The organism is Streptomyces sp. NPDC048600 (assembly GCF_055587025.1).
On the sequence record NZ_JBVJGZ010000029.1, the window covers coordinates 81,786 to 94,994 of the forward strand.

The 13,209-nt window shown below is 71.5% G+C and carries 13 protein-coding genes; 7 read left to right on the top strand and 6 right to left on the bottom strand.

Annotated elements, in window-relative coordinates; translation table 11 throughout:
* Positions 1 to 131: 131 nt before the first annotated feature.
* Positions 132 to 1,664: an MFS transporter gene (locus tag ACZ6SQ_RS31240; protein ID WP_469568028.1), complete on the bottom strand. Its 1,533-nt coding sequence runs from the start codon at positions 1,662 to 1,664 to the stop codon at positions 132 to 134.
* A gap of 98 nt (positions 1,665 to 1,762) precedes the next feature.
* On the opposite strand from ACZ6SQ_RS31240, the gene ACZ6SQ_RS31245 reads away from it, so the two are divergent.
* Entirely contained in the window at positions 1,763 to 2,344 is a 582-nt protein-coding gene (locus ACZ6SQ_RS31245) for a TetR/AcrR family transcriptional regulator (RefSeq protein ID WP_386386531.1), read from the top strand.
* Between the two features lie 16 nt (positions 2,345 to 2,360).
* Here ACZ6SQ_RS31245 and ACZ6SQ_RS31250 read toward each other — a convergent pair whose 3' ends face one another.
* Positions 2,361 to 3,566 carry a PucR family transcriptional regulator gene (locus ACZ6SQ_RS31250; protein ID WP_469568031.1) on the bottom strand — a complete coding sequence of 402 codons (1,206 nt, stop codon included), beginning with the start codon at positions 3,564 to 3,566 and terminating at the stop codon, positions 2,361 to 2,363.
* Positions 3,567 to 3,708: 142 nt separating this feature from the next.
* Between ACZ6SQ_RS31250 and ACZ6SQ_RS31255 the strand changes: the two genes are divergently transcribed.
* Positions 3,709 to 4,635, top strand: a complete 927-nt coding sequence (locus ACZ6SQ_RS31255; protein WP_469568034.1) for a proline dehydrogenase family protein — start codon at positions 3,709 to 3,711, stop codon at positions 4,633 to 4,635.
* Between the two features lie 38 nt (positions 4,636 to 4,673).
* Complete coding sequence (pruA, locus tag ACZ6SQ_RS31260) at positions 4,674 to 6,305, top strand: L-glutamate gamma-semialdehyde dehydrogenase (RefSeq protein ID WP_469568036.1); 1,632 nt, start codon at positions 4,674 to 4,676, stop codon at positions 6,303 to 6,305.
* Between the two features lie 146 nt (positions 6,306 to 6,451).
* Here the strand turns inward: pruA and ACZ6SQ_RS31265 are convergent, their stop codons facing one another.
* The 3 genes from ACZ6SQ_RS31265 to ACZ6SQ_RS31275 all read right to left on the bottom strand — a co-directional run bounded on the left by ACZ6SQ_RS31265 (position 6,452) and on the right by ACZ6SQ_RS31275 (position 8,168).
* Positions 6,452 to 6,937, bottom strand: a complete 486-nt coding sequence (locus ACZ6SQ_RS31265; RefSeq protein ID WP_469568039.1) for a DUF1877 family protein — start codon at positions 6,935 to 6,937, stop codon at positions 6,452 to 6,454.
* Between the two features lie 35 nt (positions 6,938 to 6,972).
* Positions 6,973 to 7,179: a DUF5988 family protein gene (locus ACZ6SQ_RS31270; protein WP_469568041.1), complete on the bottom strand. Its 207-nt coding sequence runs from the start codon at positions 7,177 to 7,179 to the stop codon at positions 6,973 to 6,975.
* Positions 7,180 to 7,286: 107 nt separating this feature from the next.
* Complete coding sequence (locus ACZ6SQ_RS31275; protein WP_469568044.1) at positions 7,287 to 8,168, bottom strand: alpha/beta fold hydrolase; 882 nt, start codon at positions 8,166 to 8,168, stop codon at positions 7,287 to 7,289.
* Between the two features lie 85 nt (positions 8,169 to 8,253).
* Here ACZ6SQ_RS31275 and ACZ6SQ_RS31280 point away from each other — a divergent pair, with 85 nt between their 5' ends.
* The 3 genes from ACZ6SQ_RS31280 (at position 8,254) to ACZ6SQ_RS31290 (ending at position 10,005) form a co-directional block, all read left to right on the top strand.
* Positions 8,254 to 8,991, top strand: a complete 738-nt coding sequence (locus tag ACZ6SQ_RS31280; RefSeq protein WP_469568046.1) for a hypothetical protein — start codon at positions 8,254 to 8,256, stop codon at positions 8,989 to 8,991.
* 42 nt (positions 8,992 to 9,033) lie between these two features.
* The gene (locus tag ACZ6SQ_RS31285) at positions 9,034 to 9,567 is read left to right on the top strand and encodes a GNAT family N-acetyltransferase (RefSeq protein ID WP_469568048.1); all 534 of its coding nucleotides are present in this window, start codon (positions 9,034 to 9,036) and stop codon (positions 9,565 to 9,567) included.
* 306 nt (positions 9,568 to 9,873) lie between these two features.
* Positions 9,874 to 10,005, top strand: coding sequence for a hypothetical protein (locus tag ACZ6SQ_RS31290; protein ID WP_469568050.1), 132 nt, complete (start codon positions 9,874 to 9,876; stop codon positions 10,003 to 10,005).
* A gap of 205 nt (positions 10,006 to 10,210) precedes the next feature.
* On the opposite strand, the gene ACZ6SQ_RS31295 is transcribed toward ACZ6SQ_RS31290, so the two are convergent.
* Positions 10,211 to 11,821, bottom strand: coding sequence for a purple acid phosphatase family protein (locus tag ACZ6SQ_RS31295; RefSeq protein ID WP_469568054.1), 1,611 nt, complete (start codon positions 11,819 to 11,821; stop codon positions 10,211 to 10,213).
* A 163-nt stretch (positions 11,822 to 11,984) separates the two neighbouring features.
* Between ACZ6SQ_RS31295 and ACZ6SQ_RS31300 the strand changes: the two genes are divergently transcribed.
* Positions 11,985 to 13,028 carry a 3-isopropylmalate dehydrogenase gene (locus ACZ6SQ_RS31300; protein ID WP_469568057.1) on the top strand — a complete coding sequence of 348 codons (1,044 nt, stop codon included), beginning with the start codon at positions 11,985 to 11,987 and terminating at the stop codon, positions 13,026 to 13,028.
* Positions 13,029 to 13,209 lie beyond the last annotated feature (181 nt).

The following is a 13,209-nucleotide window of genomic DNA, read 5'->3' on the forward strand; positions in this document are numbered from 1 at the left end:
GGATGACCCTCGGGCCGGTTGGCCCATCAGTCCCCCCCTCCCCCCCCTTGGGCGGCCCAATCCCGGGCCGGGACCCGCACGGGTCCCGGCCCGGCCGGCGTTTCGCGTCGCGGGTCCTCTCCGGACCCGCCTCAGACGGCGGCCGGCTCCCGCTCCTCGGCCGGGGTCTCCCGCACGGTCACCCGCCGCAGGGTCACCGTCGCCAGCACGGCCGCCCCGGCCACCAGCACGGCCCCGCCGACCGCCGCCGCGTTCATGCCGCTGGTGAACGCCTCCCGGGCGGCCGTGGCCAGGCCGGGGAAGTCGTCGGCGACGGTCAGTGCCCCGCCCAGCGTCTCCCGCGCGGTCTCCGGCGCCGAGGCCGGGATCTCGTGGCGGTAGACGGCCGCGCCGATGGAGCCGAGGACCGCCATGCCCAGCGCGCCACCGAACTCCGCGCCCGTCTCCAGCAGGGAGGAGGCGGAGCCGGCCTTCTCCATCGGGGCGGCGCTCAGGGCCAGATCCGTGATCAGGGACATCACCACGACACAGCCGGCGGCGAGCACCGCGCAGGCGGTCAGCAGCAGCGCCAGCGAGTCGGTCCCGGCCAGCGTCAGCAGTCCGAAGCCGCAGCCGGTGACGGCGAAGCCGGAGCCCACGACATAGGCGCGGTTGACGCCCTTCTGCACCAGCAGGGCGGCGATCGGCGCCGCCGCTCCGATCGGCACCGAGGGCAGCAGGCCCCACAGCGCCGCCTCCAGCGCGCTCTTGCCGAGCACCGACTGGAGGTACTGCGTGGTGAAGTACGCCGAGCCCATGATGGCCAGCGCGGCGATCAGGTTCAGCACGACGGCCGGCGTGAAGCCGCGGCCGCGCAGCAGCGCCGGGTCGATCATCGGCGAGGCGGCGGTGCGCTGGCGCTGGACGAAGAGGGCGGCGAAGAGCAGGCCGGCAGTGACGCACACGACGGAGCGGGTGTTCCAGCCGACGCCCGCGAACAGCTTCAGGCCGTAGATCACGGGCAGCAGCGCGGCCATCGACAGCGGGACGCTCAGCCAGTCGAAGCGGCCGGGGGAGGGGTCCCTGGACTCCGGCAGCAGCATCGGGCCGAGGACCAGGAGCAGGGCCATCGCGGGCAGGTTGACCAGGAAGACCGAACCCCACCAGAAGTACTCGACCAGCAGTCCGCTCATCACCGAGCCGAGCGCGATGCCGCCCGTCATCACGCCGGACCACACGCCGATGGCCTTGGCGCGCTGCCCCGGGTCGGTGAACATCGTGCGCACCAGGGCCATGGTCGACGGCATCAGGGTCGCGCCGGCGATGCCGAGCACCGCGCGGGCCGCGATCAGGGTCTCGGCGCTGTTCGCGTAGGCGGCGACCAGTGAGGCGGCGCCGAAGGCGACCGCGCCCGTCAGCAGCAGCCGGCGGCGCCCGATCCGGTCGCCGAGCGAGCCCATCGTCATCAGCAGGCCCGCCAGCACGAAGCCGTAGATGTCGAAGATCCACAGCTGCTGGATGGCGGTGGGTGCGAGGTCCGCGCTGATCGAGGGGATCGCGAAGTAGAGCACCGAGACATCCATCGAGACCAGCAGCAGCGGCAGCATCAGCACGGCGAGGGCGGTCCATTCGCGGCGCCCGGCCCGGGAGTTCGGGGAGGCGGTGGTGCTCGTCGGATTCGTCATGCCCAGAAACGTACAGCCGTCTTAAACGGTTGTCTAGAACGATTGTGTAAGTCATCTGTATGGGACGGCTGTATGGATCCGGCGGTAGGGTGACGCCCATGGGACACCGTGAGGATCTGCTCGAGGGCGCCAAGCGCTGCCTGCTGGAGAAGGGGTTCGCGCGGACCACAGCGCGCGACATCGTCAAGGAGTCGGGCACCAATCTGGCCTCGATCGGCTACCACTACGGCTCCAAGGATGCCCTCCTCGCCCAGGCCTACGTCGAGCTCGTCGAGGGAATGTCGACCGCCTTTGAAGGCGGCGTGACCGAGGTCCGGGGCGCGCCGGGCTCGCCGGAGCGCTTCCAGGAGGTGTGGACGAACATCATCGGCACCATGCGCGAGTCCGGCTCGCTGTGGCGGCTCAGCGTGGAGATCGTCGCCATGGGCGACCAACTGCCCGAACTGCGCGGCCACTTGGCCCGCGCCCAGCGGGAGGCCGCGCGCGGCATAGTGGCCCTGTTCAGCGGCGTGCCCGAGGAGGAGGTCACGGAGGAGGCCGTGGACTCGACGGGCTACTTCTATCTGACCCTGATGATGGGCCTGTTGATGCAGTGGACCTTCGACCCGGAGACCGCGCCCGAGGCGGCCCAGCTCACCCGCGGGCTGCGCCAGGTGCTCGCCGGCTTCGAAGGAGCCTGAGGGAGCCCGGCCGGGCTCAAAGCCGCGCCGCCTTCAGGGTCATGTGCAGCAGCAGCCGGTCCTCCCCGTCGTCGAGGTCCAGGCCCGTGAGCGCCTCCACCCGGGAGAGCCGGTAGTACAGGGTCTGCCGGTGGATGCCGAGGGCGGCGGCCGTGCGGGCGGCCTGGCCGGCGTTGTCCAGATAGGTCTCCGCCGTGCGGGCCAGCTCCCGCTGGGCGGGGGAGAGGAGCGGGGCCACCGAGGCGTCCCGGCCGGCCTCCGCGGGCAGCGCCGTCAGCAGCCGGTACGGCCCGATGCCGGCCCACTCGGCCACCGGGCCCAGGCGCGGTTCCGCCAGCACCGCCCGGGCCGCCGCCGAGGCCTCCTGCCAGGACGCGGCCAGGCCCGACAGGTCCGCGCGGGGCTCACCGATCCCGGCCGCCGTACGGGCCCCCTCCGGCAGCAGCCGCTGCGCCGCCGCCTGCGCCGGGACGTGCACGTCCGCCGAGCGCAGCCGGACCAGGACGGTCAGACAGTGCTCCGCGGTGCCCCACGGGAGGGTGCACAGGGCCGTCGCGTGCGGCACCGTGCGCGCCGACGGCGCGTCGTCCGGGTCGGCCGACGGCCAGGGCGCGACACAGAGCACCGCGTGCGGCCCCTCGCCCCGCGGCCCCAGCGCCGTGCGCAGCGCGGCCACCGCCATGTCCTGCTGCCAGCCCCGCTCCGCGGTGAGCACCGCCCGGAACTCCCGTGTCAGATCCGCCCCGTGCTGCGCCTCGTCCGCGAGCAGCGCGCCGATCCGGGCGGTCACCTGCATGGCGGCCGCCAGCTGGGCGTCCGTGGGTCCCGGGTCGTCGTCCAGCAGCCAGACATAGCCGAGCACCACGGACCGGTGGCGCACCGGGAGGCAGATCCGCCCCCGGTAGACGCCCGCCTCCGGCGTCGGCGGGATGCGCACCGGGCCGGTCGCCCGTGTGATGCCGAAGCCCTCGAACCACTCCCGCACCGCCGCCGTGGAGCGCCGGGTCAGGATCGACCGGGTGCGGACCGGGTCCAGGGCCGACGGATCGAGGGCGTCCTCGCTGTCGTAGGTCCCGAAGGCGATCAGTTCGAAGTCCCGGTTCTCCAGCGTCGCGGGCGCGCCGAGGAGCTCGGAGATCTCGTCGACGAGCTCCTGGTAGTCACCCTTGAATTCCGGCGTCACCCAGGCATTCTGCCTCACGTCCGAGGTCTCTTCATACATCTGTCTGAGATCTGTGGCAGGGATGCGTGACAGCTGTCGATGGCCGACGATCGGAGAGATCCTTAGGTTTCACGGTGGTTCTCCGTGCCGTACCCGACTCGTAGGGATGCGGCCCGTTTCAGCTGTTCTGTGGAGGTGCCCCGTGCTGGGTCCCGTGATTCTCGCCGCGTCGCGCAGCGACCGGATGCGACGCCTGATCTCGGCGGCCCCGGTCACCAAGCAGGTCGTCGACCGGTTCATCCCCGGCGAGACCGTGGCCGACATCGTCCCGATCGTCTCGGAGCTCACGGCCAAGGGCCTGGAGCTGACCATGGACGTCGTCGGCGAGGACATCACCACCCCGGAGCAGGCCACCGCCGCCCGGGACGCCTACCTGGAGCTGATCGAGCGCCTGAAGGGCCTCGACCTCGGTGAGCGCGTCGAGATGTCCGTGAAGCTGTCCATGTTCGGCCAGGCGCTGGAGGGCGGCCACGAACTGGCCCTCGCCAACGTCCGCCCGGTCGTCGAGGCCGCCGCCGCGATCGGCACCACGGTCACCCTGGACGCCGAGGACCACACCACCCTCGACTCGATGTTCGCCATCCACGAGGAGCTGCGGAAGGACTACCCGCAGACCGGCTGCGTCATCCAGGCCTACCTCTTCCGCACCGAGGCCGACGCCCGCAGGCTCGCCGGCAACGGCAGCCGCGTGCGCATCGTCAAGGGCGCCTACAAGGAGCCCGCCGAGGTCGCGTACCAGAGCAAGCAGGAGATCGACAAGGCGTACGTCCGCATCCTGAAGACCCTGATGGACGGCGAGGGCTACCCGATGATCGGGTCCCACGACCCGCGCCTGATCTCCATCGGCCAGGAACTCGCCCGCAAGGCCGGACGCAAGCTCGACGAGTACGAGTTCCAGATGCTCTACGGCATCCGCAGCGACGAGCACCTGCGGCTGGCCGCGGAGGGCCACCGCATGCGCGTCTACACCGCCTACGGCACCGACTGGTACGGCTACTTCATGCGCCGCCTCGCCGAGAAGCCCGCGAACCTGCGGTTCTTCTTGCGCTCCATGGTCAGCAAGGGCTGAGCCCACCACCCGCTCACGTACAAGGAGTTACGGATCTCATGGACGCTGTGACCCAGGTCCCCACCCCCGTCAACGAGCCGGTGCACGGCTACGCCCCCGGCTCTCCCGAGCGCGCCCGCCTGGAGGTCAAGCTCAAGGAGCTGGCCGAGAACCCGATCGACCTGCCGATGACCATCGGCGGCGAGCAGCGGATGGGCGGCGGCGAGCTCTTCCAGGTCGTGCAGCCGCACAACCACAAGGCCGTCCTCGGCACCTACCGCAACGCCACGCAGGCGGACGCGCAGGACGCCATCGACGCTGCCCTCGCCGCCGCCCCGGCCTGGCGCGCGATGGCCTTCGACGACCGCGCGGCGATCATCCTGCGCGCCGCCGAGCTGCTGGCCGGCCCCTGGCGCGAGACGCTGGCCGCCTCCACCATGCTCGGCCAGTCCAAGACCGCCCAGCAGGCCGAGATCGACACCCCGTGCGAGCTCGTCGACTTCTGGCGCTTCAACGTGGCATACGCCCGCCAGATCCTGGCCGAGCAGCCCCCGGCCAACTCCCCGGGCGTGTGGAACCGGCTGGACCACCGCCCGCTGGAGGGCTTCGTCTACGCGATCACGCCGTTCAACTTCACGGCCATCGCGGGCAACCTGCCGACCGCCCCGGCCCTGATGGGCAACGTGGTCGTCTGGAAGCCGTCCCCGACCCAGACCCACGCCGCCGTGCTGCTGATGCGGCTGCTGGAGGAGGCGGGCCTGCCCAAGGGCGTCATCAACCTCGTCACCGGCGACGGCATCGAGGTCTCCAAGGTCGCCCTTGAGCACCGCGACCTCGCGGGCATCCACTTCACCGGCTCGACCAAGACCTTCCAGTACCTGTGGAAGACGGTCGGCCAGAACATCGAGAAGTACCGCTCCTACCCGCGTCTGGTCGGCGAGACCGGCGGCAAGGACTTCGTCGTCGCCCACCCCTCGGCCGACCGCGCGGTCCTGAAGACGGCCCTCACCCGTGGCTCCTTCGAGTACCAGGGCCAGAAGTGCAGCGCGTCCTCGCGTGCGTACATCCCGGCGTCGATCTGGAACTCCGGCTTCAAGGAGGAGTTCGCCGCCGAGGTCGACTACCTCACCATGGGTGACGTCACCGACCTGTCGAACTTCATCGGCGCCGTCATCGACGACCGCTCCTTCGCCAAGAACAAGGCCGCGATCGACCGCGCGAAGCAGGACCCGACCTGCACGATCGTCGCGGGCGGCTCCTACGACGACTCGGTCGGCTACTTCGTCCGCCCGACCGTCATCGAGTGCACCGACCCGGAGAACGAGGTCTTCACGACCGAGTACTTCGGCCCGATCCTCGCCGTGCACGTCTACGAGGACGACCAGTACGACGAGATGCTGACCCAGATGGAGTCCGCGTCCGACTACGCCCTCACCGGCTCGGTCATCTCCGGCGACCGCGCGGCGGCCGCGTACACGATGGAGAAGCTGCGCTACGCCGCGGGCAACTTCTACATCAACGACAAGTCGACCGGCGCCGTCGTCGGTCAGCAGCCCTTCGGCGGCGGCCGTGCCTCCGGCACCAACGACAAGGCCGGTGCCCCGCAGAACCTGATGCGCTGGACGCTGACCCGCGCCATCAAGGAGACGCTGGTCGCGCCGACCGACTACACCTACCCGCACATGGGCTGACACCCCGCCCGCCGCGCCCCGCGCGCGGCACCATGAACTCCGCCCCCGCTCCGGATCCCCCTCCGGACCGGGGGCGGTGTCATACCCGGGACCGGGCCGTCACGCACCGGGCCGACGCGGCGCCGCCCGCCGTCCCGGCGGGGCCGTCAGAAGGAGAAGTGCTTGGCCATGGCCAGCCCCTCCCGGGCAGCCCTGACATAGGTGTCGCGCAGATCCGTGTAGTACTCGGAGAGCATCTCCGCGACCTTCTCCTCCGGCCACGCCCAGGACGCGGCCAGCGCGGGCCCGCTCGCGGCCCACAGCCGCGCGAAGTCCGTGGTCCGCGCGAACTCCGCCGCCGTACGCACCTCGTCGGGTGTGAGCAGCACATACGCGTCCGGGTCCTCCGGGTGGTCCACGGGCCGCCCGCCGAATATGAGCAGCGAGGCGGGCAGCCAGGGCCCGGTGTCGTGCTTCTCGGCGCCGCAGACGAGATGGTCCAGCGCGAAGAAGGCCTTCTCGATCACCATCTCGATGTCGTCCGGGGACTCCTCGTCGCTGTCCCAGGACGCGCGGAAGAGCGCTTCGAGCCGGACGCCGTCCTCGTACGGTTCCGCCTCGGGGACGGCGATCAGATGCAGGTGGTAGCCCATGCGATCACGATAGGGGCGGCCACTGACAACACCCCTCAGCCGGGCATTTCCGTGCGCTCCCACCACTCGTAGACGGGGAGGCTGCCCGCGGGGGTGTCCGCCGTGCGCGAGGTCGGGCGGAAGTGCTCGTAGCCGTTGCGGAGCTCGATCTTCACATCGGGGCCTGGGGTCGGTACCGGGACGATCCGCTCGGGGAGGTCGTCCGGGCCGCCTTCGAGAAACACCTTGTCCGTGTCGTTCATGAGGTCACCTGTTCCCCTCGCGGCAGCCGCATGTCGGGCACCGCGCGGAGGATCAGCCGTGTGGGGGATTCCCCGCAGGGCCGCGGCCGGGGGCCGGGCCGGCGCCCTCACCCCTCCACGTTCCGGCCGAGGAAGTCACGCATCAGGCCGGCGATCTGTGCCGCGTGCGTCTCCAGGGCGAAGTGGCCGGTCGGGAGCAGATGGATCTCGGCCTTCGGCAGGTCCCGCTGGAAGGCGAGGGCGCCGGCCGGGACGAAGATCTGGTCGTGGCCGCCCCAGACCGCGAGCAGCGGCACCTGGGTCTCGCGGAAGTACGCGTGGAAGGCCGGGTACAGGGCGAAGTTGGAGCCGTAGTCGGAGATCAGGTCGAGCTGTATCTCGGCCTGGCCGGGGCGGGCCACCTCGGCGGCGTCCCGCTCGTAGGCGTCCGGGCTGACCAGGTCGTGCTGGTCCTCCGGGACGCCGTGCAGGTACTGCCACCTGACGCCGTCGAGGGTGTAGATCTCCCGCACGGCCGCTTCGGTCCGCGGGGTCCGCTCGGCGATCAGCGCCAGTACCGGCGCCCAGGCCTCGGCGCCGAGACCGTCCTCGTAGGCGTTGCCGTTCTGCGTGACGATCGCGGTGACCCGGTCGGGGTGGGCCAGGGCGAGACGCAGGCCGATCGGGGCGCCGTAGTCCTGGATGTACAGCGCGTACCGCTTCAGGCCCAGCTGCTCGGTGAACTCGTCCGTGACCGCGGCGAGTTCGTCGAAGGTGTAGCCGAACTCCGCTGCGGACGGCGTCGCCGAGCGGCCGAAGCCGAGGTGGTCCGGGGCGATCACCCGGTAGCGGTCGGCGAGCAGCGGGATCAGGTCGCGGAACATGTGCGAGCTGCTGGGGAAGCCGTGCAGCAGCAGAAGCACGGGCGCGTCCTCGGGCCCCGCCTCGCGGTAGTGGATCTCGTGCCCGCGGACGGTCGTGGAGCGATGGTGAACCCGGTGAGTGGTCATGACGGCATCCTGACCCACCTTCACCTAACCGGTCAAGAGGCTTATAACGGTTAGGGCGAAGATCGAGTGTGCTAGGAACGGTGGCGTGAGACTGACAAGCGAACGCGCCGACGCGCGTACCTGGGCGGAGGAGCAGCTCGCGGAGCTGTTCGGCGAGGGATTCCCGGAGTTCATCACCGCGGACCGGACGGTGAAGCGGTACATAGGCCGGGTCAGGGAGTACTTCGCGGAGTTCGATCTGCTGCTCGTCGACGAGCGGGACGTCCCCGTCGCGGGCGGCTGGGGCGTGCCACTGCGCTGGGACGGCACGGTCGGCGACCTGCCCGGCGGCTACACCGACGCCCTCGCGCGGGCCGTCGAGGGGCGTGAACAGGGCCTGGAACCCGACACGTTCGTGATCTGCGGGGCCGTCGTCACCCCCTTGCTCAAGGGGCGGGGGCTCGGCGGGGAGGCGCTCCTGGCACTGCGCCGGGCCGCGGAGGGGGCCGGGCTCACCCGGGTCCTCGCGCCCGTGCGCCCGACCGCGAAGGAGCAGTACGCGATCACGCCGATCGAGAGGTTCATGGACCGGCGCCGCGACGACGGCACCCACCTCGACCCCTGGATCCGCACCCATGAACGCCTCGGCGCCGAGATCCTCGCCGCCGCGCCCGCGTCGCAGACGATGACCGGCACGGTCGCCGAGTGGGAGAAGTGGACCGGCCTGAGGCTGCCGATCTCCGGCGAGTACGTCATCCCCGGCGGACTGAGCCTCCTGCGCGTCGACCGGAACGCCGACAGCGGGGTGTACCACGAGCCCAACGTCTGGATGCGGCACGCCTGATATTCACGGGCGCGGGGCCGGGGCCCGGCCGATACTGACGCGGTGACCCTGCGCACCGCACACACCAGCGATCTGACCCCCGCCGAACTCCTCGCCGTGCGCGGCATGTTGTACGACGCCTTCGAGGGCGATCTCGGCGACGAGGACTGGGAGCACACGCTCGGCGGCATGCACGCCCTGGTGCACGACGAGCACGGGCTCGCCGCGCACGGCGCGGTGGTCATGCGCCGCGTCCGGCTCGGCAGGCGCTGGCTGCGGACCGGGTACGTCGAGGGTGTCGCGGTACGGCGGGACGTGCGCCGCACCGGTCTCGGCGGCCGGGTCATGGACGCGCTGGAGGGCGTCATCACCCGCGCCTACGACCTGGGCGCCCTGTCCGCGAGCGACGAGGGCGCCCTGCTGTACGAGAGCCGGGGCTGGCGGGCCTGGTCCGGCCGGGCCCACGCGCTGAGCCCCGACGGCCCGCTCCGGCTGCGCGACGAGGAGGGCTCCACCTACGTCTGGCCCGTACCCGTCGCCGCGGCCGACCCCGACGCCGTACTGCTCTTCGACTGGCGCGAGGGAGATGTGCTCTGACGGGGCGCCTTCCGCCGCGGCCTCCGCGTCGCCGTCCGGCAACCCCGCGCCGGGCATCCGGGAGAGGTGAAAGCGCAGGTGACCGAGGTCGCCGTCTCAGATAGTAGGAAGTCCGAGTAATTGTGGAGACAGAAGCGAGCTCCTCCCTTAGCTTTGTAGGAGCCGAACGACTCGCTCGATCAAGCGAATGGCGGTCGTGAGCCGGGCCCCGTGCAGGCAACCCCTGCGGCCAGTGCTCCCCGCCCTCTCCGGCGTCTCGAAACCCGCCCCCGTGCACTCCGGTATGTCCGAAGGAGTCGATTTCCCATGGTCGAGACGACCGTCCGCCGCCGAGTCCGTCACGTCTCCCGTCCGAGCGAGGCCGACCGCAAGCAGGCCGCCGCCGCCCTCCAGCGCGCCCTCGACCGCCGCGACAACGGCGGCTCGACCGGCCACTGAGCCGCCGGCCACCGAGCCTTTGCGCGCCCGGCCGCCGTGCCGGGCGCGTCCCCGACTCCGGGAGCCGCACCCGCAGGAGGAGCGGCGCGGACGTCCGTGACCCACGGGACGGGTCCCGGCGTCCGTGCCGCACCTCGCTGTCTCGGCGCCCGCGCCCCGGGCTCAGGCGTCCGCGCCTCGCGTCCCGGCGCCCGCGCCCCGGGCCTCAGCGTCCGCGGCGCACCTCGAAGTGGTCGATCCGCTGCCCCGTGTGGGTGCGGGCCGACACCGTCAGCCGCGGGGCCGTGCCGCCCTCCGCCTCCACCGAGAGGTAGGAGAAGCCCCGGAAGCGCACCCGGGACCACTCCACCGTCTCCGAGCTGGGCTGCCTCGACCGCGTCCAGTGGAAGGTCTCCAGGGACTCGGCGTCGTTCACCTGCCCCTCGTAGCTGTCCTTCGCCCCCACCGGGAAGCCGTACGGATCGCGGCCGCCTCCGCCGGCGGTGACGTACACCGTGCCGTCCCGCGACGGGTCGGTGGAGCCGCCGACCGGCACACGCCGGCCGACCGCGCCGTCCTTGATGGCGTCGGTGCGCTCGTAGACGTGGTTGTGCCCGTTGATCACCAGGTCCACCTGATGCCGCGCGAACAGCGGCAGCCAGGCCGCGCGCACCCCGCCGTCGGAGGCGTGCGCCGACGTGGAGTAGGCGCAGTGGTGGAAGTAGACGACCACGAAGTCGACCTCCTCCGCCGCTCGCAGCGCGCGCAGCGTGCGCTCCAGCCAGGCCGTCTGCCGGCCCTCGCTGTAGCCGAGGTTCGCCGGGATCTCGTACGACACGTCGTTGGCGTCCAGGGCGACCACCCCGACGTTGCCGTAGACGAAGGAGTAGACGCCCGGCGCCTGCCGCGGGTCGAAGCCGCTGTCCGGCAGCGAGAAGCGGGCGAGCTGGCCGCCGTAGCCGTCGGGGGAGTACCAGGCCTCCATGTCGTGGTTGCCGGTCGTCACCATCCAGGGAACGCCCTGCGCGACCGGCTCGTTCTGCCGGAAGAACTGGTCCCAGAACGCGGCGTCGTAGCCGTCCGCCGTGGTGCCCCGGCCGTTGGCGTTCGCGTAGCAGATGTCGCCCGCGTGCAGATGGAAGGCCGGCTTCTCGCGCAGCAGCTGCTGGTCGATGGCCGCCGCCCCGTCGCCCACGCCCTGGTCGCCGAACGCGGTGAAGACGAAGGACTCGGGCAGCGCGGGTGCCGTACGGAACGACGCGACCGAGGCGCGCAGCGCGGCGTCGGCCGGGTCGAGGCCCTCGTGCCCGACGCCGTAGTAGTAGGTCGTGCCCGGCAGCAGGTCGTCCAGCGCCGCGTGCAGGTAGTACTGCTCGACCTCCGGCCGTACGCCCTCCACGCCCGGGGTGTGCAGGGGGCGCAGCTCGGCGTCGATCCGCTGGCCGAGCGCGTCGGGGCGCGCGCCGAGCCGGACGTACGGCGCCCGCACCGCGGCCGGCACCTGCCAGGAGACGCGCATCTGGGTGCGCGGGTCCGCGCCGAAGGAGAGATGCCGGCCGAACGGCGTCACCGCGGCGCCGGGAGCCGCCGAGGTGGCGGAGGCCGGGGCGGTCGGGGTCGCCGTGCCGGCCGGGCGGTCGGCCGCGTCGGCGGCCGAGCAGCCGGTGAGCAGTCCGCTCGCGACCGCGCCCGCGGTCACCAGCGTGCGGCGCCGGGTCATCTTCGCGCGCAGGTACTCGTGCTGCTCCGCCATGGTCATCCGGCTCGCGAGCGGCTCGGGAATGCCGAAGTCGGGTACGGCGGGTTCGGAGGATGTCCCCCTGGAAAATGCGGCCATGTCGATGAAGTTCCCAGCGGCTCGCGACACTGCTGCTACATACGGGTGAACGTGGTCCGACGAGATGGATTTCAGCCTGCCGGAGCATCCTCCGACCCACGTTCGAATGTCCAGATGGCGGACACTGTATGTCATTGAATGGGACGAAGAGTAGGGTGCCCGCATGTCTCGCAGCATCGATCTCGCAGTGATCCCCGGTGACGGCATCGGCCAGGAGGTAGTGGCCGAAGGTCTGAAGGTCCTCTCCGCCGTCCTCCCCGAGGACGTGAAGCTGGAGACCAAGGACTACGACTTCGGCGCCCGGCGCTACCACGCCACCGGTGAGACCCTCACCGACGCCGACCTCGACGCCCTCAAGCAGCACGACGCGATCCTGCTCGGCGCGATCGGCGACCCGTCGGTGCCGTCCGGCGTCCTGGAGCGCGGCTTCCTGCTCAAGCTCCGCTTCGCCTTCGACCACCACGTCAACCTGCGTCCCTCCAAGCTCCTCCCCGGCGTCGCCACCCCGCTCGCCGGCCAGCCGGAGATCGACTTCGTCGTCGTCCGTGAGGGCACCGAGGGCCCGTACACCGGCAACGGCGGCACCATCCGCAAGGGCACCGAGCACGAGGTCGCCACCGAGGTGTCCGTGAACACCGCGTTCGGTGTCGAGCGGGTCGTCCGTGACGCGTTCGCCCGCGCCCAGGCCCGCCCCCGCAAGAAGCTGGCGCTGATCCACAAGAACAACGTGCTGACCTTCGCCGGTCACCTGTGGACGAACATCTTCAACAAGGTGGCCGAGGAGTTCCCCGAGGTCACCACCGAGTACATGCACGTCGACGCGGCGACCATCTACCTGGTCACCCAGCCCGAGCGGTTCGACGTCATCGTCACCGACAACCTCTTCGGCGACATCGTCACCGACCTCGCCGCGGCCGTCTCCGGCGGCATCGGCGTGGCCGCCTCCGGCAACATCAACCCCTCCGGCGAGTTCCCGTCCATGTTCGAGCCGGTCCACGGCTCGGCCCCGGACATCGCCGGCCAGGGCAAGGCCGACCCGACCGCCACGGTCCTGTCGGTCGCCCTGCTGCTGCGCCACCTCGGCCACGACGCCGAGGCCGCCCGGATCGAGGAGGCCGTCGCCTCCGACCTCGCCGAGCGTGTCGGCAGGCCGGCCCGGAGCACCAGCGAGATCGGCGACGCCCTCGCCGTACGAGTAACCGGCTGACCCCGGCACTCGACACCACAGCGAAGTCGAAGCCGCCGGGCCGCATCCGCACCCGGCGGCTTTCGCATGTCCCCGTCGGCTGCCACCATCAACCCTTGGGCAGCACTCACGCAGTTTTCTTCCACGGCGTCCCGCGCGCGATAATCGAACGCGGAGCCGCGGTATGCGGGAAAGCTCGGAC